This is a genomic window from Nostoc sp. C110, from assembly GCF_043099725.1.
Classification (GTDB): Bacteria; Cyanobacteriota; Cyanobacteriia; order Cyanobacteriales; family Nostocaceae; genus Nostoc; species Nostoc muscorum_A.
On sequence record NZ_CP171139.1, the window covers coordinates 14242 to 36631 of the forward strand.

Below are 22390 nucleotides of genomic sequence, written 5' to 3' on the forward strand. Positions count from 1 at the left end.
TGGCTTTCGACTTACTTATGGCTTAAATGCCCATGAAGTTGCGGAACCACTGCCCTACTCGGCTAATGCCAGCAGTGCGCGAGTAATTGGGCTTGGGTATGCGGTCGGTTTTCGCTTCACTACCGTTTGTCCACAGTGCGCTAGTTACCGCAGTTTCATAAGCTCGATCTGCTGCGTCTTGGGCTTCTGGCACTTTGTTAGAAGCTTTGATTAAATCAGCCTCATATTTTGCGATCGCCATAAGGTCTGCTGTGGCCCCAGATATCTGAATCAAGGATGAGCGTTGCGCGTGACGGGTGGCCTCCGCAGTAGTAGCATTGACGTATTCTGCCTGCATCTCGGTCATCTCGTTTTTGAAACGCTGCTCTCCTGTCTTACTGGTGTTGATAGCTTTCAGGGTTTGCGTACCGTGTTTTTGGGTCAATTGCACCAGTTCAGCGTAGGCTTGATTTACATCGCCAGTTGTTTCAATAATCTTCCGATATGCCTCCAAAGCTTTAGGCAGATTAGCCTTAGCTGTGTCAGACAGTCGCGCCATGTCTGCAATTTTGGTGATTACCGTTTGATCTCCTAAAACGGCTTTATTGAACTCCTCAGCCGACACATCAAATAGTCTCCCCATTGCTCCTAACGTACCGGGGGCATTATTGGGAATATGGTTTTTGAGTTTTGCTGCTCCAAAATTACGTGCCATTTTATCTCCTAATAAGGGATGTAGTCATAGTCGATATTGCTGGATGATTGGGGCAACTTATCCCAGTAACCCATCGCTTCAAATCGGCTATAAATTCTCGTTGCTAATTGCCTTATGGGGTCGTCAAAATCATCAGAAATTAAATCAAATCTCTTCTCACCAAACGCCAATATATTTGCAATATCAGGGTCAATACCATTACCCAAGAATTGACCAAATGCAGCAGAGTATGGATGATCATCAATGGTTTCATGAGTTGCTAAGAATTCGGTTCCGGTGAAGGGTGGGTAATCTTCACTCTCGAATATTGGCGTGGAAAGTGCCTGAATATCCGCCTCAATCATTGCTGCCCACTGTTCAGGATTTTCTGCTTTGAATTGCTCTAATCTCAAAGCGCGGTCAGTCAGAGGCGATTTGCCCCAATCGTTGGGATTTCTGTAGTCAAGTGTCATTTGTTAGAATCCTTAATGTCTGATGTGTACTCACGATGCACAGATGGGCGATCGCCTTACTTTGGTCGGTGGGAGCGATCGCTTCATCATCAGTTTTCACAAAACTCATTTAATTCAAAAACCTCCCTCTGCACTTGGTTTTGACTTAGTTCCTTGCGCTTGCCCTTAGAGTCGTTAAAAATGAAAGGTGCATTGACTCGACAATTAGACCGATGGCTATAGCGCAGTTGTTGACCACGGAATTCGTAGAGGTGGTTACGCTGTAAGGCTGTCGTTAAAAGCATTTGTTTGTCCCTCGACTTGGGAATATAACTCGATATTTAGGATGGCTTCATGAACCTCGAAGAGTGCTTGAATCGCGTCACCGAGCCGGAGGTCATTTGACGTAGTGAATCGCTCTGATGCCTCCAATTTCATGTACTCTGGCGTTGCCCTCAACATCCTCAAACTCTCTTCTTTCCCTTTGAGCATTGCTAAAATTTGCTCGACAGTCAAAATTGGCTGCATAGATATACGCTCCAAAAAAACTAGGAATTGTGATGCAAGCTATTAAAAGGACTGGGCGGATTTTGAAAGCAAGCCACTGATAATCAGCCTCTAATTTGTGCCTATCATTGTCTGTTTTGGTTGACATACATTACTAATCCAACAGTAAATAACCCAACTCCCAAAGGCGATATACAAGCAGCTACACCACCAATTAGAGAGAGGGTAGCCACACCAGAATAAAAACAAACTTCAGTTAGTAAGTGCATTTTTCTTTCCTTTGAAATGAAGTGCAAGAGAAATAGAAACCGACTATTTGACAATGCAAGCTTTGATGCAAATTCTAAATATTTTCTGCTAGATTCAAGATTTCTTCTACTGCCTTGCTGGTGCTGGGTTGACGCGGGGTAATTCCCCGTTGGGATAAAAAATCATTGGGTGTGGTGTCATTGATTTTTTGAGCAGTCATAGCTAGAGCTAGACTAAGCTCGTCAACGTATTTCCCTACCTCATCACTAAACACAGATTCATAGGTATGCCGGAAATTTGCAGCGTTACGCTTGGCAGCGATAAATGCGATCGCAGTCGTTAGATTATGGGACTCAATGACAATGCTTTCACAGAAGTCTGCAAGAGTGTTGTTAACTCCAGAAATGATTGAGTGTTGGTCTGATATAGACAAGCTAGAGTCATCCGCCATAGGTGCGAGTGCTTGACCCTCTGTCTTGGCAAGCATTGCTTTAGCAACCAAATCAGCCACATCTAACGGGACTTTTGAGACAGACTCAAAGTTATCTGGCATGAAGTCAGCCAGCATGAAACGGTAGGCATCTTCAGCAATTCCCAGGTCAACAGCAGCTTTTTTGATGGTGATATCAGTCATAATTTATGCTCCTTTGTGAAAAACTTGATTTGATTTGTACTGGAAGTTAGAAACTGAGAAGTGGTGAGGGTTGCCACGAATATAGGCTTTTACCCTGGTGGCAATTCGCAGCGAGTTCATCAGGGACTTGATACGGCTCAATACCCATACTTGGTAAGGGCTTAGAGGGACTTCTTTATCCCGTTCGCATAGCTGGCGTTTAGCTTTGTCCGTCTGGATGGGGTAGGCTTCCCGGTAGCTTTCAAGGGCAAAGTATGCAATCTTGTCCCATTTCCAGACGGTAGGACGGGTGACTTGCAGCAACCGGGCTAATTCACTTTTGGTCACTGCAAAGTCAACATAAATACTATCTGGTTCGATGGAACTCCCCAAACTAAAGGCTTGTGACCGATTCATAAAACAGGCTATTTAGTGAGCAAATTAACCTTTAACAGCGCTTTAGCGAGTATTTAACACCTTATTTAATAATTTCGTTGATTATCTGTCTGCAACCACGTTCAGTTAAGTCTTTTGGACGTTTTTAACAGGTGATTTGCGTTTTCTGAGGTGTTAAATTTTGCTTGTTCACATGCTAGCATAGTTTTGCTAGCATGTGAACATGGTAGGAAGATATTTTATTAACATGTTTGGAATAAACTGGAGAAATATTATGTAAAGTGATTTAAGAATGTCGGCAGCGAAAAGAAATGACCCCAACTATATGCAAATGTCTGGGGATGTAAAAAAAGACATAGGGCTAAAATTTAAAGCCACTTGTACTCTTAAGCAGATTTCTTTAGGAGAGGGATTAGAGCAAGCGATGGCGCTATGGCTTGAGCGGGAGAATAAGGAAAAAGTAGTATGACCAACACAACAGAACCACACAGACGAACTCGCGTTGAGCAAAGATTAGAGCAGTTGGCAGTCCACCAAGCTAGCCACAACCGCGCAAATAGGGTGAGCAGCATTGGCTCTCAGAAACACTATGCCGACCCCATTGTTTTGTATATACGGAGAAATTTTCTAACTTTTTACTAACGTCCGCCAGATTGCAATATGTGTCTAATATTACTTGATAATATGCTGACTACCAAACAACATCCTAGCCCTAACCAAATGACTGACTTCTATTTATGTCTTTAATCCCTGGAATTTGAGCCAATAAAAGCCAAAAAGCCTGCGAGGTGCAAACTCACAGACTCTGACTCAAATTTTTCATTTGATTTCGCTACGTACATTGTGGATTCGGTGCTACCAACACCTACCACGCCTACACCCCGCCAGGAAAGACAGAATGTAAAACTGCCACTGAATAAGAATCAAGTGGAGCCTTTCTTTGATTATAAATGTCTATTATTTATTTCCAACAGATTCCTAAGAATAAAAGCAGGCATGAAGGCTTTACCCAAACTACTTGACTCTTTCCCCTCTACCGCACAAGTTACGCCAACTGTTCAGTAGATAGAAGTTAACATTCAGTCTTTTTTTGGCGAGGGCACTGTAACCCCTGCCAGGAAAAGTAAATTGAAAAATCTATCCAGTGTTCTACCATCTGCTCAAAATCTACTGCCAGTAGAAAGCTTAAGTGAGTTTGCCAGCCGAATTGAGCGAGAATTTATTACCGGCTCTGCGATCGCAATTTCTCTGTTCACTGATAACATCCGCATCGTCTCCGACATAGAAATTAGTGCTGGGGGTGATGTCTCAACCCCAATCCACGATGCACTGAACTGGAAATATACCAGATTTGGGCATCAAGCCAAACCCACACTCCACGCCGCAATATTTATTAACGAAGACGGTAGCCCCTGGCAAGGCAAACTCAGTAGACCCAGGACTGATGCTCAAAAAGACAAAGAACAAAAATACGAAACCCCAATTGGCAACGGTTCACGGGCTTATCTCCCCACCGTCAACCGAGAAAATAGACGCTCAATAGCCAAACGCTACGGCGTAGAAGTCCCCCCTCCTGGCGAAAGTTTCTGGGACTGGCTAGAACTCCACCCAGAAATCCCGATCGTGATTACAGAAGGGGGTAAAAAATCCTTATGCCTGTTGTCACAGGGGTATGTAGCCATTGCCCTTTACGGAATTAACGGCGGCTACCGCAGCAAGGATTTATTAGGCAACCCTGTCAAGCCCTATCTAATCCCAGATATAGCACGATTTGCTGTTAAGGGGAGAAAATTTACCCTCGCCTTTGACCAAGACACCAATACTCTAACCCAAAGACGGGTTAACGCTGCGACCTTCCGCTTTAGCCGATTACTGACCGCCGCCGGTTCAATAGTTGATATCGCCATCTGGGACGGTCAAAAAGGACTGTGTAAAGGCGTTGATGACCTGATAGTAAACGCTGGAGTGGCTGCGTGGTCAACAGCCTTAGACCAAGCCCTTTCAGTAGCACATTGGCAGTTGTGGCAACGCTTAGAAAATCGGTTAACTTACGAACCCTCATTAAAACTGACCACAGCCGACTTATCCACCTTGGAGATCAAAGACTTACCTGAGTCAGGAATTATTGCCCTTAACTCAGGCAAAGGCACTGGTAAAACTAAGTTTATGGCCAAAGCAACAGCGCATTCTCCGAAATTGTTAGCACCGAGTCACAGAATTGCGCTCGTACAGAATTTATGTGCCAGGGCAGATTTAGATTACCGAGGCGACTTAGATAAAGTCAACGGCAATTTTATCAAAGGAGGAGCTTACAGCTTCCGAATTGGTTTCTGTGTTGATTCACTCCTAGCCATCGACCCGAAAAAATTTGCTGGCTGTGACTTAATGATTGATGAAATTGTCCAAGTTGTTCGTCACTTATTAACTTCTAGTACTTGCGATAAAGACGGGAAACGTCCCGCATTACTAGCGAGATTTGCAGAATTAATTAGAGTCGCTCGGAGAATAATTGTTGCTGATGCTGATTTAAACAACCCAACCCTAAATTACATCTGGGAACTCCGAGAAAGCCCAGATCCAATCTACTTAATTTATAACGACTATCAACCCAAACCCTACCACATAACATTTATTCAAGCCAAAGATAAATCAGCTGTTATAAACGAGTTAATCCAAAATGCACGGAACATCGAGCAAGGTAAGGCGCTATATGTCACCACAGATAGCAAAGCCACCAGCAAGACAACAGCACGACTCCTACAAAAAGAAATTCCTGGTATTAGAATCCTGTTAGTTAACTCAGAAACCAGTGGCAATCCTGATGAAAAAAGATTTCTAAAAACTCCCGACGCTGTGATTGCCTTATGTTTGTATGACGTAATTATTTGTTCTCCCACAGTCGCCACCGGAGTCAGCATAGAAATTCCAGATAAAGTCGAGAAAGTCTATGGAATTTTCACCGGCGCATCATCCACCGACGCTGATATGTCCCAATCCTTAATTCGCGTGCGAGACAACATAGACCGCACAGTTTGGTGTGCCAAACGTGGGACAAATTACTGTAAAGTTTCTCGCTCCAGTAATTATCTAGAAATTAAAGCCCAATTACAACAAAGAACAGATGCCACTGTTAGTTTAGTCCGCTCCAACCTCAGACCAGATATTGTTGAAGGTATTGCTAATTTCGATTGGCAATCAAACCCTCATGTTAATTTGTATGCCCGAATTAGTGCCGAGCAGAATTATTCGATGATGAATCTAAGAGATGCACTGCTAATTCGACTAAGACATGAAGGACATCAGATTACAATTGATAATCGAGAATCGGATAAAGCTGTCAAACTGTTATTAAAGTCAGCCAAAGACGAAATCAAACAAATTGAAGCCAAAGACATAGTAGCCGCCGCCGATTTAACTTACCCAGAAATTGCCCTGCTAGAATCCCAAGAAGCAGTTTCACCAGAAGATGCACTAGCAATTAGAAAATATTACCTGAAAGATTTCTACTGCGTAGACGAGCTAACAGTAGAAGTTGTACTTTGGGACAAAGAAGGCCGACGACGCGGGGAACTGCTCAACTTAGAAGCGCAACTTTATCCCGAATTAGGAGTTGACAGAACAGCCAAATCATTAGAGAAACAAGCTAATTGGAATCAAGCTGTTTGCCCGTGGGATATTTCCGGTACAGCACTGCGGCGCTCTATGCGAGAAGCATTTGGATTAAATGACTTTTTAGATCCAAACAAAGAATGGACTAAAGCTGACCTCAAACCCTACGCCGACAAGATTCGTCTCTATGCCTCAGAAATATTCCACCATCTCAAACTCACCATTAGCGACAAAATGAGTGATGTTCAGGTTGTGCATCAGATGTTATCGCAGTTGGGAATCAAAGCGGCTTTTCGCTGGTCGAGGTTTGAGCCGGGCTTTGAGAGGCAAAAAATTAAAGTCTACCGACTGGATGCACAAAACTGGTCTAACCTGATGTCCATATTAGCTAAACGTGCTGCACGACGCGAACGCCTTCAAAATCTTGGAGAGTCTGATGGATCAGCTATGTCTTTTAATACTCAAAATAATCTAGGAGATCCAAATCAACATCATGCCAAATCACTTGCAGAGAAACTAATTGGACATTTTGTGACAGTTCAGGGAGATGATAACCAGTTCTTGGTACAGAGTTTGACATTAAACCTCTTGCTCCGATGCAGGAACTTGTCAAACAATGCTGTGGTTTTATTGCCGTTCACTGAACTTACACCAGTAGATAGGGCCTGAAATAGACCTGATAAATTGTTGCTCTCATATTTGCACTGCCATATTCAAAAGCAGTGCTGGTTCGAGCGTGGCTCTCCCATACTTACTCATTGATAATTTACATCATTGAAAGTTCCTATCAGCCACTTAGAAGCTAAAAAATAAATAATGGTCATGGCGCAATTCACTTTCAATTTAACATTTATTTTTGTCAAATTTTTCTCTTAAATAGTTGCTTATATACCAAAGCGGTTCGCCGAATTCTTCCGATTCTGAGGCCCCTAATCCAATTAATAGTGAGGTGCGTTTATTAATTTCATAAGCAACTTTTTTGGCAAATTCGGCATTTTCTAGATAGCTTTCGCCTGTTTCGGGATAGGCATCGTACCAAAGTACGTAGAGCGCGGAGGCTAAAGTTCTTCTTTGCCAGATATGAGTCTGAGGAGAAGAAAGAAATTCTAGCAGCAATTCTAAATTATCTGGACTAGCAAGTATCAAATCTTCATCTTGTTGTGAAAAATGAAGCTTGTCGTTAATAGCCCAAATTTCTAATTGTTGGCGAGACAGTGGGGGAAGTGCGTTACTGCCGCTACTAAAGTCTGTGGAACCGCATTTGTTACAAGATTCCGACCATGCACGTGTTTCTTCAAATGCTGCGGTTAGTTCATCAAGAAATCTTGTTTCTTCATTGCCGCATTTTGCACATGAGCGGGTTTGTTCGTATTTTTGAGATGTCATTATACGCTTTTAAAAAATAGCAGCAGTTAATATCTTCAATGTTGCCTGCTACAATTTCGGACTCAACCAAGATATGAGCGTACTGTGCTGCACTCAACCAACCAAAATTTAACCCTGCCCTTGTTCGCTCGACTGCGGCGCTCGAAACTTTGAACGCTCACCAGCACCCAACTGCTAAAAAATTTATTCAGATTCAAAGTCGATCAGAACAGCATCGGCCTGAAACATTTCGTCTTTAGCTTTTAAACCAATATCTCGACGGATCAGGTCTAGAATTTCTAGACCTGTGCGTTGGCTGTTGGGGTAGGGAGTCCAGATGGCGTTGACTGTAATTTCAGTACCGACTAAGAATGTGTTGACTGCGCCGATAAAATACTCACCATCGTCATAATCTAAGCGAACAAGGTAAACACGAGTTTTGCCAGCATAGTGAGCATTTTTAATGTCAAAGGCGGTTTGATAATCGGGATGTGATTCAGTCAAGTAGGTGATTTTCTAGAGTGGTAAAACTTGCTAGAGTAGATTTTTCATGATTGAAATAGGCTTAAATAGGTAAACCAAAATTTTCAATAATAACGAATTTACTACGTTTAAGTTTTTGCTCTAGCTAGTTTTGCCACGCTAGGTGATTTTAGGTTTGTTGGGATGATTAAATGCTTCGGATTTACCCAAATTGGGGTCTGACTTTTTAAATCCTTCGGATTTACCCCAATTGGGGTCTGACTTCTTGCGCCTTTTAGCTTCTCCCATATTGATTCCTATTATGTGGCTAACTTGACCCGTTCAAAGACTAAAACTAGGATGCCATTGTTTCTATGTTGTTGCTGCCTGGGCTACGGAAAGAAAAAATATTACTCCTGCTATGTAGATAGTCTTAATAGCGGTAGTAATAAAAATTTGGCTAACTTAGACGAGGATGAAAAGCGGTTAGCGCATACCTTCACTTATTTGCTTTTTTGTATACGATAATCACTCTATCTAAGTAAAGTTCATCCGTTACTACTGAGATGGTTCGTATAAGCTGTTCGCCTTGAACTTCAATGCTATCAGCTATTTTCGTGTCACCATCGTCGTATCTGAGCTTTTTTTTATTAACTTCATCGCTAGGTACATGTAGCGAACTGCAAACATAAACGCTTCAAACCGCAAACAAGGCGATTTTGAAACCACATTAAGGTTCTTGGCAACTTTTGGTGATCATGAAAGGTTACGCGCTTTAAGGCAGAAGGCAGAGGGCAGAAGGCAGAAGGAGGGAAAAAAAGAAGGAGGAAGGGATACAATTGAATTACTAACTTCAAACTTCACTCCATCAAACTTTTGGTATGGAATTGCTATACCACCTGTTACCTGACACAACAAACCTTCAACTGAAGAGATGGCAATTTGACAAAGTACAAGGGACGATTACGTTGATTGTCTCTGCGGTGCAAACTGTCATTAATTGCCCAGTTTGTAACCACCCAACTCACCGAATTCATAGCCGCTACGAACGTAAGTTAACAGACCTGCCCTGGGCTGATTACAGTATTACCATACAGTTACGGGTGCGAAAGTTTTTTTGCATTAACACTTTATGTAAACGGCGCATTTTTACCGAAAGGCTGACAAGTGTAACCGCACCTTGGGCGCGAAGGACTCTGCGTTTAGCGCAACGACTGAGCGCAATTGGTTTATCTCTGGGCGGTGCAGCAGGGGTAAGACTCTCAGAGCATTTGGGGGTAACAGCTTCTCGTAACACGCTATTAAAATTAGTCCGCTCAATCCCACTTCCGCCAATCGTAACGCCACAGATTCTTGGGGTAGACGACTTTTGTTTTCGTAAATGTAAAACCTATGGCACAGCATTGATTGACCTGGAACGTAGCCGACCAATCGCTCTACTTAAAGACGCAAAAGCTGAAACCTTAGCAGAATGGTTAAAAGCTCACCCTGGTATCAAAATCGTCTCACGAGATCGGTCAAAAACTTATGAAAGTGGTATTCGCCAAGGAGCGCCAGAAGCCATTCAGGTTGCAGACCGTTTTCACTTATTACAGAACTTAGCTGAAACACTTAACGAAGTTTTCGCTACACATCATCAAGCTCTCAAAACCGTCGATGAAGCATACAATCTTTCATCAGTAACCCAAACAGACGGTACTGTAGTTGTGCGAGTACCACGACCAACCCGTGAACAACAGGCACTACAATTAGCAGAACAAAGCCGTGCCAGACGACTTGCTATACATCAGCAAGTTTGGGATTTACATCACCAAGGTTGGAGTGGAAAAGCCATAGCTCGTCAAGTTGGGATTGGTGTAACAAGTGTATTTCGTTATTTACGTACTTCCACTTTGCCAGAACCAACTAGACGAAGAAGCCGAGGTCGAAGTATCTTAGTTCCGTACCATGAATATATCCTTAAACGCTGGAATGAAGGTTGTCATGAAGGCTTAATTTTATTTAAGGAAATTCAAAAACTAGGTTACAAGGGTAGTTATGATACTGTAGCTCGATACATACGACGTATCCGTACTGTCCAAAAAATCAAGCCAAGAAAACGGTATTCGGTTAAGTCTTTACCAAAAGTCGCTCAACCCAAGAAACTTTGTCTTACACCTCGTCGTGCAGTATGGCTAGTGCTGCGGAAACCAGAGTCGCAACAGCCAGAAGACGAGGAATTGCTTGCGCTACTAACAGCACAACATCCAGATTTAGCTGAAGCTATTCAGTTATCGCAAGGCTTTACCTGCATTGTGCGCCAACGGCAGCATTCACAACTTGATCCTTGGCTCACTCAAGCTCTCATGAGCAATCTGACTGCTTTTCGTCGCTTTGCTAAACGATTGCGTGAAGACTACGACGCGGTGAAGGCGGGTGTAACTATGTCAGTTAGTAATGGCCCCGTTGAAGGGCATATTAATCGACTGAAAATGTTAAAACGACAGATGTATGGTCGCGCCAAGATAGACCTACTTGAGCGACGATTTTTGTTGGCTACCTGAAGGATAAGGTTTCACACTTGAAACTTTTTGCTATTAACTTCAAACTTAATTATGAGCTATAGAAATCAGTTCATTTGGCAAAGAGCAGTTCAACTTGCCATTAATTGCTATAAATTTACACGCCTATTTCCTCAATCAGAATTGTATGGCTTAACCAGCCAAATTCGACGTTCTTCTGTATCTGTAGCATCTAATATAGCAGAAGGCTATGGAAGACGCTCAAAGCCAGAATACATACAGTTTTTACATATTGCTTTAGGCTCTTTGAGAGAGCTAGATACGCAATTAATCATTGCAAGAGTTGTAGAGTTAGCTGACAAAAACCTTTTCACTCCTCTATTGAATGAGGTTGAGGAAATGCAAAGTATATTAGTTGCTAGCTTAAACAAACTCAAAGCTTGAATTTATTATTTCCTTCTTTCTCCTTCTGCCTTCTGCCCTCTGCCTTCTGCCTTAAAGCGCGTAACCTTTCATGATCACCAAAAGCTGACAAGAACCTTATTGTGGTTTCATTTGCAGTTATTGTGGTTTTGAGACCCCTCTTATTTGCAAATAATGTGGTTTCAAAAATGGCTTGTTTGCAGTTTTAACGATTTATGTTTGCAGTTCGCTACAGCTACAGGTAGAACTGGCGGAAAACGAGAAACGGGTTAACTATACCCGTGACCAGATTGAACGACTTGCTGAACGCTTACGAACCTTGAATTACAGGGAGATTCGCGGTCGTCCGCGAGAAGGAGAGAAAGCATTAGGGCCGGCTTTAGCAGTGGCAATTGGGGTATCTACTCGTTATGTACGTAAGATACTGAGTCAGCAGCGACAAGAAGAAGCTGGCGAAGAAAATAGGAACTTAGATCCTATTTTTCAGAAGCTCAAGCTACTTAAGAAGATTGAGTCTGCGACGCAAGAGTTAGTAGTGCTACTAGAGTCAGATCAACCTACGCGTGCAGAGCAGTCTTTATCTAAAGCTATTCCCACTTTCCTAAAAACTGTAAAGAATAGTATCAATGAGGCAAAAGTTGCAGCCAAGAGTCGGGCTATAACCTGAGTTAGCGATCGCCTAATCCAAGAGCGATCGCTTGCCCACTAAAAAATTATGGTTACAGCAATTTTCAAGTAATTGAACCACACACTCAGGTAGACTGAAGAGATAGTATTGTGTGAATAGATGCCAGTATCTTATTCAAGGGACTTGCGTGAGCGAGTGATTAGGGCTTGGGAAGCAAAGGAAGGCTCTCAACGGCAGTTGGCGCAAAGATTTAAGGTCAGCTTGTCATTTGTGCGAAATCTACTGCGTCAGTATCGGACAAATGGACGAATCGAGGCGAAACAGCGTGGAGGGTACCAAAAGCCGACAATAATCAACGAGCATCTATCGCTGATTCAGTCTTTGGTTAAGGAAAAAAATGATTTGTTACTCAGAGAATTATGCGATCGCTATGCAGAACGCACAGGGATTAGAGTCAGTACCACGACAATGCATCGTGCCGTCGAAAAATTAGGCCTGCGTGTAAAAAAAAAAGTCTTTATGCCAGTGAGCAAGATACCCCACGAGTGCAAGAGTTAAGACATGATTATCGCCGAAGTTTAGATCGCATTGATGTCCGAAACCTTGTATTTATCGATGAAGCGGGATTGAATTTATCAATGTCGCGGTTGTTTGCCAGAGCAGTAAATGGCGAAAGAGCAGTTGGTAGTATTCCTGGAAGCAAGGGTGGAAAAGTTTCTTTAGTGGGTGCTTTAAACCTTGATGGACTGGTTGCAGCAATGACTGTGACAGGAAGCATAAATACTGAGGCCTTTCTTACCTATGTGACTCAAGTCTTAGCACCTCAGTTGTGGAAAGGGGCTATCGTGGTTATGGATAATCTCCGGGTTCATCACGCCGAACGTGTAAGAGTTGCAATTGAGTCCATTGGTGCAAAAGTCAAGTTTTTGCCCCCTTACTCTCCAGATTTATCTCCTATAGAACTGTGTTGGTCAAAACTGAAGCAACTTCTCCGTTCCTGTGAGCCACGCACCCTGGAATCACTCGACCAAGCAATGTCTGAGGTTGTCAATTACATTACCGAAGATGATGCCCTCGGTTGGTTCAACCACTGTGGTCTATTTACCTGAAAATTGCTGTAAACTCAGACATACGCGCTTGACAAAGATTTTAAAGCATATTATGAGCGTTTGAATCATATCTTAGGATAAGAGTTTATAAAAATGCTATGTTCACACGGTTATTTTGTATGATTTCTGTTTGAAAAAGTTTTTTAAACGGGGTGAAATGATCAACCGATACCGTTGGCGAATGTAATACATAGTTGTATTTTAAAGTATTATGCAAGCTCAAGTCTTCAATCTGTTGTTGCAGTTTTTAGTTGTAATACTTTTGTTATGCGTTTGTAACACTTTCACCAACAGTATCATCAACCGTGCAGAAAGTTACGCTAAGGCTGAAAGCTTTACCCAGCAAGCATATTAGCTACTCCTTTTTGACAGCATCCGTGAGTGGCTGTTTCCCCTCATGGGTGCTGTAGAAAAACGAGGGTCTAAGATGCTTGCTGGATAACGCTTTTAGCCTTAGCGTACAATTTTCCCGTTTTGGGTGCGACACGATGGCGCACGAAGGGTTGGAAGCCCCTATATACAAAGCTTCCAAAAGATGAGTGAGGAACCGATTCCTCCAGTCTAGTGTCCAAGGCTGTTCCTAACATTCCCATGCGCCACTGGTAACGGTGGTGTGTGAAGCGGAAAGTAAAGCCCAAGGAAGCATTTAGCCTAAAAATGTAACCGGGCAAAGGAAAGATTGGATGGGTGAATATAAATGAATCCTTATTGAGGCATCGTAAGAAAAGGTCATCGAAAAGGCTGACACGGTGATACGAGTGAATGTACTGAATACCTCAGAAATATTCAGCCAAGGTTCAACTCCCCATTTCAGTTGAACTAGGACACCAAACACTCCGGTGTAGAGAGGACACCCTACCCAATTAAATCTCATCCGTGCGTAACGTAGTAACCCCAATGAAGTCTGGGATTTACCCAGTAAGCAATCCGTAAGGAAAGCCGAATTCTTCAGTGGGTCAAGGATGCTTCCAAAAGCGAATGCCACCAGCCGAAAGGCAAGGGAAATCCATAACCCGGTGGATAGGGCAGATGTCCAACCTGAAAAGGTGCTGACGGGAAGCAGGTGAGTCAACCAATATCCGTTGTAATGATTTCAAACCGAGGTGTAAGTTAGATGCAGGCAACTGTAAACCGAACCAAGGGACAGACTAATTGGAATTGTGTCAACTGGCGCAAAGCCAATCGGATTGTTCGGAATTTGAGACAGCGAATCTTTAGGGCAAAAACTGAGGGCAATCTGAAAAAGGTACGCTCTCTCCAGAAACTGATGCTACGCAACTATTCTAATCGCTTAGTTAGCGTTAGAAAAGTAACGCAGTATAACAGAGGTCGAAACACTCCAGGAATAGATAAAGTAGTAATCAAAACTGCTACAGCCAGGGGTCAGTTAGTAGATAAATTAACTGATTACTCTCCCTGGAAATCATCACCAGCACGACGAATTTACATCCCAAAAGCTAATGGGAAGAAACGACCTTTAGGAATCCCAGTAATACAAGATCGTACCATCCAGGCAATGGTTAAAAATGCCTTAGAACCCGAATGGGAAGTAATTTTTGAAAGGTCTAGTTACGGCTTTCGACCAGGACGTAGCCCCCATGATGCTATTGCCAGTATCTATAACCTAGCCCGACCGAATAAACGGAAGAAATGGGTCGTAGATGCAGACATTCAAGGGTGTTTTGACAACATATCACATAATTTTCTGTTAGAGCTTTTAGCAGGCTTTCCAGCCCGTGAATTAATTAAACAGTGGCTACTAGCAGGATATATGGAAGCAGGTTCATGGCATCCAACAGATGCTGGTACACCGCAAGGGTCTGTTGTCAGTCCGTTGTTAGCAAATATAGCTTTGCACGGTATGGAATCTGCCTTGGGAGTTAAATATAATAAAGACGGAGAACTCCGTGCATCTAGAGCTTTGGTGAGATTCGCCGATGATTTTGTGGTGTTCTGTGAAACACTTGAAGATGCAAAAACTGTTCTTCAAATCCTGAATAACTGGATGCAAGCTAGAGGGCTTACCCTCTCTCAGGAGAAAACCAAAATATCGCATCTCACAGAAGGGTTTGACTTTTTGGGTTTCAATATCAGGCACTACAAAGACCAAACTACTAAAACTGGATGGAAGCTGTTAATCAAACCTAGTAAAAAGTCTGTGCTAAATATTCGGAGTAAACTGCGTTCTGAATGGCTTAACTGTAAAGGTAAGTCAGCAGATGCAGTCATTAAAAAGCTCAATCCGATTATTCGGGGACAAGCGAATTACTTCCGAGTTGGGGTAGCCTCAAAAATTTTCAATTCTCTTGACCATTGGTTATATGAGAAACAGAAAATGTATGCCAAACGCACTCATCGAAATAAATCTGATAGCTGGCGTAAGGCTAAATACTGGGGAAATCTAAATCTTGATAGACCATTTGACCGATGGGTATTTGGTAATAAACAAACCGGAGCCTATATGGTGAAATTTGCCTGGTTCAAGATTGAAAGGCACATTCTTATTAAAGGTAAATCATCACCCGATGACCCCAAATTAAGGGACTACTGGATTAAACGGCAAGAAGCTAAAACTAAATCCGAATTAATCAAAAGTAGGCAGAAGATAGCCCAAAAGCAACAATATGTCTGTCCTGTATGCGGGGAATCTCTATTAAATGATGAGGAGTTACATCTTCATCATAAAAAGCCAAAATCTCAGGGTGGTGGTGACAATTACGGCAACCTACAACTCGTACATCTGTACTGCCATCAGCAAATACATTCTGGAACAATTTGTAGTTTATGACTTGCTTGAGCCGGATGCGTTGCAAGGCGCAAGTCCGGTTCTGAGGGGGCGGGATTATAGCGATATAGTCCTGCTACCCGACCACGGTGATGCCAGAACCAACTTTAGATGTATTGGAATTAATAAAAGTTATCCTGATGTATCAGATAATTAACATGTTTTTGATACCATTTTCTTCAATGTTTCTGCCTGCAAACCAAAGTCTTTTCAGCTTTCGTCTTGAAGTTCTATCAAAGCTTGTTCTGCCATGTAGCACACGCTCGTTATCTAGTATTAACATCTCATTTGGTTGGAGCCTGAAAATGGTCTGACTAGACGGTTTGTTTGTAAAGTAATTTATCAAGGTGAGTGCTTGCTCTATTTTTTTGTCAGCCTTGATCTCATACATTATTGGGTTATAGCTTATACCAATCTTCCCATCATTCCTTCTGAAAAATAGTTTTTTATTATACTTAAATAAACCTCCTTTCGGTCTTCTCCTGGAATACTCTATATATTCACTAAATAATTGCTCCGCAATTTCTAAAGACAAGGACTTAATGTAGCTATACACATCATCTGCAAATACCATTTGACTGAAGCCACCGTTTTTAGCCTGCTCACAACAGTATAAACACAAATACTTTGGTGATTTCTCCTTAAAGTGACCATCAGTATGCATGGGTTGAGCGCTATTTGAGTTAAGTTGCATATTGCTCAAATTAAACTGAGGGTTGTATTCCACGCTATAGATAAGGGAACTAGCTTCTTGTGTCTGTGACATCAAGTCGCCAAAGAATGGATTAGCCTTTTCAGCAAACTCTTGTATGTCTAGAGTTGAACTAAACGTAAGAATACAATAATCTCTTACTCCAATAACTTCTACTATCTCATCAAAATTTATCTTTGTTTCCTCAACCCTAATCCTGAGAAGGTTAGAATTATCTATATTTATTTTTACATAACTTTGTCTCAGTAAGCTAGGGAGACTATTAAAATATCTAATTTCCTGAGAGTTCATATTGGGAAATTCTACTTGTAATCATCGCCAAAGAACTAAAGGCGGATAGCCTAAGTAAGGTAGAACTATCCGCTTGTTTTGAGCCTATATCTAACCGAGCTGATTAAAATTATTAGCGGACTGGTTGAGGGCGGCTTTGATCTAGGAAAAATTGAAGTTGCCGATCGCCATCTCCTTGAGAAAGAGGAGAATAATTGGGTGGACCACCGCAAGGAATAGATACACAATCGTCACGACAGTCTTCACATTTATCTTCGGAAAATAGCACACCAAAGTGTTCAGCAAATAGTGCGCGAGTCTGTTCAAAAGCAACAACAAGTGCTTGCTCATCTTCTGCACCTCGCAAACCAAAATATGGAAAATGATGCAAGAAGCGACCTAGTAAATTTTGGCAGTCATCTTGATACTTAGCTGTATCAAGAATGTGATAATGCCAGAAAGTATCAATATCCTGGGTGGGAACGTTTCCAATGCCAGGATATAAGAAGCATAAAGTCAGAAACTGCTTATATAGGCGAGCAACCTCATCCGCTTTCACCAAAGTCCATTTTGGACCTTGGTGATGGTTTGTAATTTTGTAGATAATAGGCTCAAGATTTAGCTGATTAAGACGACCTTGGAAAGCATCTAGGTCAGCGTTAGAAATGTTTGCTTTTGGCAAAATTGATTGCAAATTCATTGGAATTTATGCTCCAAAAATAGTTAATAAACTGAAAGCGATATAGACATGATTGAAAAATGGTTTGAACTCCACTATTTAGTAAAGGCATTCCTTTATTAAATAGCTAGTTTTATTGGACTCGCTTATTTAAGTCTGAAATTAATAATAAAGTATTTATTCTGCCCAAGTAAGTTTTACGAAAAATGTCAGTAAGTCTGATAGAATCTAATTTACAACTTTGGGAAAGCGAACTTCTTTGGGAAAAAACTTGGGAAAACCAGCGTCTTAAAATTTTTTTATTCATTTTTGTTATGAGCAGTACAGGTCGTCATCTTAGTTGGAAAGCAGGTAAAAATAATGCAAACATACTGTTAGAAGCTTTACACTGTCTTGCTGATGGAGATTTAGATGGACTTGGAGTGACACCACATTTTATAAGAAATATCAATTCTCATTGGGAAGAAAAAAACTTGTGGGTAACGAAGGCAACACTTTACGCTCTATCTTGTTTGACGGAGAAACAAGGTAAAAAACTAGAACCAGAGCAAATTCGTAATGCTCTTCATTGTTTAGAAGCTCTAGGATTTTTAGAGGATAAGCGTGGCGCAAGCAACTCAAAGACAAAAACTAGCTCAAAGAACTGGTGCTTTGTTCTGAAATTCAATCATCAGGAAAAGCAAGAAAATTTGTATTGGCTGTTTGGAAGAAAGGATGAAGAAGGAGAGTGGGAACGTCGCAGAGTTTATAAAGATCGAGTCTTGCAACCTAAGTCACAAAAAATCTCCTTATCTGGCTCTATAGCGATACCTGAAGCAGAAGACTCGATAGAAAAGAGAGGTAATGAGATTACTCCAGATGAAAAAGCACCTAACATTACTACTTTATATGTATGTAATGATGACCCCTGTTTTGTTGGAAGAGAAGAAACAATTGCAAAACTCGATACTCTCTTTCAACAAGGAGCTAAGACCGTTCTAATTTTAGGTGAAGGCGGTATCGGTAAAACAACATTAGCTTGGCAGTACCTCAAACACTTTGAACTGTTCATTGACTACCGTATGGCAAAAGAAGCCAAAGATGTCACGCCTGCCGAAGTTTTATTAGAGGACTGTCTGAAGCGATTCTTTAACGAAGACTTAGGATGTGAGTTTGGCATCGCCCTAGATAGTTTGCGGCGTAAACTTCAGAATGATAAACGGCAAATTGGTATACTGATTGATAATTTAGAGCCTGCACTTCAAAATGGACATTTTATCGAAGAACACAAGCGTTATATAGAATTATTGCGGGTGCTTTCGGACACATCCGTAAAATCAACTACCTTAATTACAAGCCGAGAACCACTATACGAACCTGGAGTAGTACCTTATATTTTAGGGGAACTAAGCAGCGAGGCATGGCGCAAGTTTTTGGAGTCTCGTGGTGTTGATGTGGGTAAAGAGTCAACATTGAGCCAAATTCATAAATCATACGGAGGCAATGCTGAGTTCATGAATGTTCTTAGCAGTGCTATTTGGAATGAATGTCAGGGAAGTTTAGAGAGATATTGGCAAAAAAATCAGAATGACTTACTGCTAAATCCCACCTTAGAAGCATTTATTAAAAGACAATTTAATAAGCTTGAAAGCGATAATATACAGGCATACCAACTACTTTATCGACTGGGTTGCTGTCGTTATCAAGATGTACCATTTGTTATGGAAGAAGGGCTTTCATACTTACTATGGGATGTAGAAAAGGATAAGGATAAAAAACGAGTTATTAAAGCATTAGGCGATCGCTCTCTAATCAAAACCAATGATGAAGGGTACTATTTACATCCGGTAATTCGTGCAGAGGCAATAGAAAGATTAGAATCTAGCAAAGAATGGAAGCAGTGCAACCAAAGTATAGCTGATTTTTATTTTAATAAAATTAACGATATAGAAGATGATAAGGTAGCTAAATTTGCTTTTGAGGCATTCTATCATTACGAATCAATTCAAAATATACAAAAATGCTTTTCAACTTTAATTAAAATCTTGGGAGCCGAAGATTCAATTGAAAATATTCGCATTTCTATCAATTTATGGAAACATAAAAGACAGATTTTATATATGTCAGAGAAAATTTTAGAAAGTTTGGATGATGCCGAAAGAATTTTAGTTTTAATACCTGCAAGTGTTGTGTATACAGAAATAGGGGAAATCAAAAAAGCGCTACAGAATACAGAAAAAATTTTAGAACTAAAAAATAAGTTTAACACTCTCAATACTAATATTATATTTGCTTGGATATCAGCACATTCCATCGCTAGTAAGTCAAATAGAATACTAGGAAAATTTCAAGATTCATTAGAAGATGGTAAAAAAGCTTTTCAAGTGGCGAAAAGTAATAATTTCCAGATGGGGAAAGCCATAGCATTGTATGAACTTGGAACTACGTATATAGAAATGTGTAAACCTGAGATAGCACTCGAACACTACTTAGTAGCAGCTCAGGAAGCAATCAACGCTCAAATATCTGAAGAAGACTATGATAGACTTATTAAAGGAAACAAAATTAAAGAAAATTTATCAATCATAGTAGATAATATCCTACAAAAATATATCACCGATTGCAAAAAAAATCCTGCTCAAAATATATGGTGTTATCGAATACTATATAGTATTTCGAGTTGCTTTAATATAATAGGCTCTTACAAGTTTAGTAAAATATTTGCAATTAGAGCATTAAGCTTTGTGAGAGACGAAGGTAATAAAGCTTGGGTTAATCTATTGTTAGGAGATTCATACTCCGGTCTTGGTATAGCTGAAAAAGCTAGCAAACACTATCAAGAAGCAATGAAATTTATAAAAAATAGTAGTGATATATTTGTTAACGCTAATGTTTTAAAAAAAAATGCAGAGTTTCATCAAAAAAAATTCCGAATTGAAGAAGCTTTAGAAACTTATAAAGAGTTAGAAAATATTTTACATACAACAGATTACACAAACTTAAAGGCAAATACTTTTTACAATATAGGACTAATTTATTACCAAAAAGATGAATTAATTGAAGCTCTCTCTTACTGTGATCGCTCAATAGGAATTTTGGCTGAAGTAACAACTCCTTTACTGACTTTATGTCAAGAATTACAAATAAAAATCATCAAAGATATACAAGATAAACTTTAAAGGTTCCGAATTAACTTTGGTTTGGGGTAGCCTCAACTGCACAAGCGTTTTGAGAGGTCGTGGCTCGGAGTCGGCGCAGCGGAGTGCAGAAGAGCGGGGCGGGATCTAGTTGGTTTAACCAGTAATCTTTCTGCCCTTTTGAGCCACCGACTCCCTTGGCGCAGCGGTCACAAGTTCGTCGGCGATGGGGCGAGATTATCGACTAAAACCGCGCCCCCGTTGGTTTTGCTCTCGTATCTCTTGCTGCTGTTCAAGGGGCTAAATGAGCAATCGTACAGAAAGTTACGCTAAGACTGTAATCCTTACTGGATAAGCATTCTGCAAATCAATATTTTTCACAATTCTCGATGTACCAATTAACCTATAGATTATTTAGTGCAACAATTTTATACGGTACAGCAAGGGTTTGAAGCTCCTAAATTTCAGAGACTTCAATTGGTACAGTTTTATCCGTGGCGATCGCAGTATTGAAAGCGGCTCATCAATTCCTTAGCGTAAGTTTCTGTTTGATTGCTCATTTACCCCCGTAGTGCCGATTGCTGATAAGCTGCTACTGACTATTGCAGAGGCACAAGCTTTAACTGGATTGTCTAGAGAATTCCTGCGAGACGCAATTAACAAAGGTGAGTTAAAAGCCAAAGTGATTGGCAAGGGTTGGCGAGTTAAACGCAGTGACCTACAAGAGTACGTTGACAAGCTATTTTGATTCTCGCCAAACTGCGACAGGGTAAATCTCGCCAGGAGCGTAGATATATATCGCTATTTGAAACAGTGGCGATATTTGACGTGATTGCATAGGAGTGCAGTATTGAAAGCGATCGCAGATCCGCTCTTTTGAAATTTGCTCCTTGGAGGTCGGCTTTTTTAAACTTTTTCTATCTCAGGAATGATTTAGCAATTGCTATAGCTACGCTAACAGATAAATAATTAGTATGTGCGTAAAAATGATTCCCGCTATAACAACAGCAGAATTAATTGAATCATTAAAACTAATTATTCCAGTACTAGCAGCAGTCGGTGGTCTGACTACTGCAATCATAGGACTTTGGAGATTCATTGGGCCGAAACTTTATTTAAAAATGGTTAACCCTGAAGGAGAAGTCAAATTAGGAAAACCAATATTAGGAGAACTAACTCGATTCGGTAATAGTCTTGATGCTCCGCTCGCCTATTTATATCATCTTGAAGTTATTAATAAAAATAGATGGATGCCAGCTAATAATGTTCGCATATTATTGACGAGAATCAGCAGAACTGCTACTGATGACACCTTTTTACACGAAAACTTACCCGGTTCCATCCAGCTTAAGTGGTCGGCGAAGAGAAATGAGGTGGAATCTTGTTCTAGCCAGATAATTGGAGCTGGCAGTAATGCCGTCGTTAACTTAGGCTTCCTCATCCAAACCCACAATGACTTTGAGCTAGATATTTGTGTGGTAACACCGAACTTTCAAGGAAAAATTCAGGCAAACCAGAAGATGGATCTTGAAGTTGTAGCCCAAGCCGAACATACCAGATCAAACACTGTATGTATCCAGATTTTTTGGGACGGGCAATGGAACAATTATCCCGATTTGATGAAGAAGCACCTTCAGGTAACTGTAGTGAAATGTAAGAGGCGAGAGAAGCAATGATTTGTGGCTTAACTTCCTAGCCTCGACCGCGCAGCTTGCAGTAATCCGATCTGGCTCCCACATTGCAATCGCTGCGAAGTTTTGAAAATTTTATACAACACCAATTTTTTAACGGTTTCTTACTCAATACCAGATTTTTGGCTCAATACCAAAAAGGCGTTATAT

At 41.0% G+C, this 22390-nt stretch carries 25 protein-coding genes; 12 read left to right on the forward strand and 13 right to left on the reverse strand.

From position 1 onward, the window contains the following. Window positions 1-22 precede the first annotated feature (22 nt). From ACFFRD_RS02240 to ACFFRD_RS02270, 7 genes are all read right to left on the reverse strand, one after another. Window positions 23-694: a hypothetical protein gene (locus ACFFRD_RS02240; RefSeq protein WP_392476257.1), complete on the reverse strand. Its 672-nt coding sequence runs from the start codon at window positions 692-694 to the stop codon at window positions 23-25. A gap of 8 nt (window positions 695-702) precedes the next feature. Next, window positions 703-1146, reverse strand: a complete 444-nt coding sequence (locus ACFFRD_RS02245; protein ID WP_392476258.1) for a hypothetical protein — start codon at window positions 1144-1146, stop codon at window positions 703-705. 89 nt (window positions 1147-1235) lie between these two features. After that, the gene (locus tag ACFFRD_RS02250; RefSeq protein ID WP_392476259.1) at window positions 1236-1430 is read right to left on the reverse strand and encodes a hypothetical protein; all 195 of its coding nucleotides are present in this window, start codon (window positions 1428-1430) and stop codon (window positions 1236-1238) included. Beyond that, window positions 1402-1653 (reverse strand): hypothetical protein, encoded by a 252-nt coding sequence (locus ACFFRD_RS02255; protein WP_392476260.1) that lies wholly within the window; start codon window positions 1651-1653, stop codon window positions 1402-1404. Before ACFFRD_RS02255 ends, ACFFRD_RS02250 begins: the two co-directional genes overlap by 29 nt. 104 nt (window positions 1654-1757) lie before the next feature. Then, window positions 1758-1901: a hypothetical protein gene (locus ACFFRD_RS02260; RefSeq protein WP_190959412.1), complete on the reverse strand. Its 144-nt coding sequence runs from the start codon at window positions 1899-1901 to the stop codon at window positions 1758-1760. Between the two features lie 74 nt (window positions 1902-1975). Beyond that, window positions 1976-2515 carry a hypothetical protein gene (locus ACFFRD_RS02265; RefSeq protein WP_392476261.1) on the reverse strand — a complete coding sequence of 180 codons (540 nt, stop codon included), beginning with the start codon at window positions 2513-2515 and terminating at the stop codon, window positions 1976-1978. 3 nt (window positions 2516-2518) lie between these two features. Continuing rightward, window positions 2519-2911 (reverse strand): hypothetical protein, encoded by a 393-nt coding sequence (locus ACFFRD_RS02270; protein WP_392476262.1) that lies wholly within the window; start codon window positions 2909-2911, stop codon window positions 2519-2521. 271 nt (window positions 2912-3182) lie between these two features. On the opposite strand from ACFFRD_RS02270, the gene ACFFRD_RS02275 reads away from it, so the two are divergent. From ACFFRD_RS02275 to ACFFRD_RS02285, 3 genes are all read left to right on the forward strand, one after another. Continuing rightward, window positions 3183-3359 (forward strand): hypothetical protein, encoded by a 177-nt coding sequence (locus ACFFRD_RS02275; protein WP_392476263.1) that lies wholly within the window; start codon window positions 3183-3185, stop codon window positions 3357-3359. Then, window positions 3356-3532, forward strand: a complete 177-nt coding sequence (locus ACFFRD_RS02280; RefSeq protein WP_181927228.1) for a hypothetical protein — start codon at window positions 3356-3358, stop codon at window positions 3530-3532. The genes ACFFRD_RS02275 and ACFFRD_RS02280 overlap by 4 nt, the downstream gene beginning before the upstream one ends. Before the next feature lie 486 nt (window positions 3533-4018). Then, window positions 4019-7168, forward strand: a complete 3150-nt coding sequence (locus ACFFRD_RS02285; RefSeq protein WP_392476264.1) for a plasmid replication protein, CyRepA1 family — start codon at window positions 4019-4021, stop codon at window positions 7166-7168. 174 nt (window positions 7169-7342) lie between these two features. Here ACFFRD_RS02285 and ACFFRD_RS02290 read toward each other — a convergent pair whose 3' ends face one another. The 3 genes from ACFFRD_RS02290 to ACFFRD_RS02300 form a co-directional block, all read right to left on the reverse strand. After that, window positions 7343-7885 carry a hypothetical protein gene (locus tag ACFFRD_RS02290; RefSeq protein ID WP_392476265.1) on the reverse strand — a complete coding sequence of 181 codons (543 nt, stop codon included), beginning with the start codon at window positions 7883-7885 and terminating at the stop codon, window positions 7343-7345. Between the two features lie 183 nt (window positions 7886-8068). After that, window positions 8069-8368 (reverse strand): hypothetical protein, encoded by a 300-nt coding sequence (locus ACFFRD_RS02295; RefSeq protein ID WP_392476266.1) that lies wholly within the window; start codon window positions 8366-8368, stop codon window positions 8069-8071. 138 nt (window positions 8369-8506) lie between these two features. After that, window positions 8507-8635 (reverse strand): hypothetical protein, encoded by a 129-nt coding sequence (locus tag ACFFRD_RS02300; protein ID WP_392476267.1) that lies wholly within the window; start codon window positions 8633-8635, stop codon window positions 8507-8509. A 572-nt stretch (window positions 8636-9207) separates the two neighbouring features. On the opposite strand from ACFFRD_RS02300, the gene ACFFRD_RS02305 reads away from it, so the two are divergent. The 5 genes from ACFFRD_RS02305 (at window position 9208) to ACFFRD_RS02325 (ending at window position 12987) form a co-directional block, all read left to right on the forward strand. Next, window positions 9208-10869, forward strand: a complete 1662-nt coding sequence (locus ACFFRD_RS02305) for an ISL3 family transposase (protein ID WP_392476268.1) — start codon at window positions 9208-9210, stop codon at window positions 10867-10869. Between the two features lie 51 nt (window positions 10870-10920). Beyond that, window positions 10921-11271, forward strand: a complete 351-nt coding sequence (locus ACFFRD_RS02310) for a four helix bundle protein (RefSeq protein ID WP_190894557.1) — start codon at window positions 10921-10923, stop codon at window positions 11269-11271. Window positions 11272-11443: 172 nt separating this feature from the next. Beyond that, window positions 11444-11917 carry a hypothetical protein gene (locus tag ACFFRD_RS02315; protein ID WP_392476269.1) on the forward strand — a complete coding sequence of 158 codons (474 nt, stop codon included), beginning with the start codon at window positions 11444-11446 and terminating at the stop codon, window positions 11915-11917. A gap of 120 nt (window positions 11918-12037) precedes the next feature. Further along, complete coding sequence (locus ACFFRD_RS02320) at window positions 12038-12436, forward strand: transposase (RefSeq protein WP_392476270.1); 399 nt, start codon at window positions 12038-12040, stop codon at window positions 12434-12436. Then, window positions 12424-12987 carry an IS630 family transposase gene (locus ACFFRD_RS02325; RefSeq protein WP_392476271.1) on the forward strand — a complete coding sequence of 188 codons (564 nt, stop codon included), beginning with the start codon at window positions 12424-12426 and terminating at the stop codon, window positions 12985-12987. The genes ACFFRD_RS02320 and ACFFRD_RS02325 overlap by 13 nt, the downstream gene beginning before the upstream one ends. A 646-nt stretch (window positions 12988-13633) precedes the next feature. Here the strand turns inward: ACFFRD_RS02325 and ACFFRD_RS02330 are convergent. After that, entirely contained in the window at window positions 13634-14059 is a 426-nt protein-coding gene (locus ACFFRD_RS02330; RefSeq protein WP_146110980.1) for a hypothetical protein, read from the reverse strand. A 42-nt stretch (window positions 14060-14101) separates the two neighbouring features. On the opposite strand from ACFFRD_RS02330, the gene ltrA reads away from it, so the two are divergent. Continuing rightward, entirely contained in the window at window positions 14102-15775 is a 1674-nt protein-coding gene (gene ltrA / locus ACFFRD_RS02335; RefSeq protein ID WP_392476273.1) for a group II intron reverse transcriptase/maturase, read from the forward strand. 142 nt (window positions 15776-15917) lie between these two features. On the opposite strand, the gene ACFFRD_RS02340 is transcribed toward ltrA, so the two are convergent. Both ACFFRD_RS02340 and ACFFRD_RS02345 read right to left on the reverse strand, forming a co-directional pair. Beyond that, a complete protein-coding gene (locus ACFFRD_RS02340) occupies window positions 15918-16775 on the reverse strand; it encodes a TauD/TfdA family dioxygenase (protein WP_392476274.1) in 858 nt (285 codons plus the stop codon). Between the two features lie 112 nt (window positions 16776-16887). Next, window positions 16888-17454, reverse strand: coding sequence for a glycine-rich domain-containing protein (locus ACFFRD_RS02345; protein WP_392476275.1), 567 nt, complete (start codon window positions 17452-17454; stop codon window positions 16888-16890). Window positions 17455-17639: 185 nt separating this feature from the next. On the opposite strand from ACFFRD_RS02345, the gene ACFFRD_RS02350 reads away from it, so the two are divergent. The 3 genes from ACFFRD_RS02350 to ACFFRD_RS02360 all read left to right on the forward strand — a co-directional run bounded on the left by ACFFRD_RS02350 (window position 17640) and on the right by ACFFRD_RS02360 (window position 22225). After that, complete coding sequence (locus tag ACFFRD_RS02350; protein WP_392476276.1) at window positions 17640-20591, forward strand: hypothetical protein; 2952 nt, start codon at window positions 17640-17642, stop codon at window positions 20589-20591. Between the two features lie 529 nt (window positions 20592-21120). Further along, window positions 21121-21297, forward strand: coding sequence for a helix-turn-helix domain-containing protein (locus ACFFRD_RS02355; RefSeq protein WP_392476277.1), 177 nt, complete (start codon window positions 21121-21123; stop codon window positions 21295-21297). A 238-nt stretch (window positions 21298-21535) separates the two neighbouring features. Beyond that, a complete protein-coding gene (locus ACFFRD_RS02360) occupies window positions 21536-22225 on the forward strand; it encodes a hypothetical protein (protein WP_392476278.1) in 690 nt (229 codons plus the stop codon). The last annotated feature ends 165 nt before the right edge of the window (window positions 22226-22390 follow it).

Bases quoted from the DNA above. Each gene is read 5' to 3' on its own strand.
- ACFFRD_RS02240 (WP_392476257.1), bottom strand. From the start codon at position 694: ATGGCACGTAATTTTGGAGCAGCAAAACTCAAAAACCATATTCCCAAT.
- ACFFRD_RS02245 (WP_392476258.1), bottom strand. From the start codon at position 1,146: ATGACACTTGACTACAGAAATCCCAACGATTGGGGCAAATCGCCTCTG.
- ACFFRD_RS02250 (WP_392476259.1), bottom strand. From the start codon at position 1,430: ATGCTTTTAACGACAGCCTTACAGCGTAACCACCTCTACGAATTCCGT.
- ACFFRD_RS02255 (WP_392476260.1), bottom strand. From the start codon at position 1,653: ATGCAGCCAATTTTGACTGTCGAGCAAATTTTAGCAATGCTCAAAGGG.
- ACFFRD_RS02260 (WP_190959412.1), bottom strand. From the start codon at position 1,901: ATGCACTTACTAACTGAAGTTTGTTTTTATTCTGGTGTGGCTACCCTC.
- ACFFRD_RS02265 (WP_392476261.1), bottom strand. From the start codon at position 2,515: ATGACTGATATCACCATCAAAAAAGCTGCTGTTGACCTGGGAATTGCT.
- ACFFRD_RS02270 (WP_392476262.1), bottom strand. From the start codon at position 2,911: ATGAATCGGTCACAAGCCTTTAGTTTGGGGAGTTCCATCGAACCAGAT.
- ACFFRD_RS02275 (WP_392476263.1), top strand. From the start codon at position 3,183: ATGTCGGCAGCGAAAAGAAATGACCCCAACTATATGCAAATGTCTGGG.
- ACFFRD_RS02280 (WP_181927228.1), top strand. From the start codon at position 3,356: ATGACCAACACAACAGAACCACACAGACGAACTCGCGTTGAGCAAAGA.
- ACFFRD_RS02290 (WP_392476265.1), bottom strand. From the start codon at position 7,885: ATGACATCTCAAAAATACGAACAAACCCGCTCATGTGCAAAATGCGGC.
- ACFFRD_RS02300 (WP_392476267.1), bottom strand. From the start codon at position 8,635: ATGGGAGAAGCTAAAAGGCGCAAGAAGTCAGACCCCAATTGGGGTAAA.
- ACFFRD_RS02305 (WP_392476268.1), top strand. From the start codon at position 9,208: ATGGAATTGCTATACCACCTGTTACCTGACACAACAAACCTTCAACTG.
- ACFFRD_RS02310 (WP_190894557.1), top strand. From the start codon at position 10,921: ATGAGCTATAGAAATCAGTTCATTTGGCAAAGAGCAGTTCAACTTGCC.
- ACFFRD_RS02320 (WP_392476270.1), top strand. From the start codon at position 12,038: ATGCCAGTATCTTATTCAAGGGACTTGCGTGAGCGAGTGATTAGGGCT.
- ltrA (WP_392476273.1), top strand. From the start codon at position 14,102: ATGCAGGCAACTGTAAACCGAACCAAGGGACAGACTAATTGGAATTGT.
- ACFFRD_RS02340 (WP_392476274.1), bottom strand. From the start codon at position 16,775: ATGAACTCTCAGGAAATTAGATATTTTAATAGTCTCCCTAGCTTACTG.
- ACFFRD_RS02345 (WP_392476275.1), bottom strand. From the start codon at position 17,454: ATGAATTTGCAATCAATTTTGCCAAAAGCAAACATTTCTAACGCTGAC.
- ACFFRD_RS02350 (WP_392476276.1), top strand. From the start codon at position 17,640: ATGTCAGTAAGTCTGATAGAATCTAATTTACAACTTTGGGAAAGCGAA.
- ACFFRD_RS02360 (WP_392476278.1), top strand. From the start codon at position 21,536: ATGATTCCCGCTATAACAACAGCAGAATTAATTGAATCATTAAAACTA.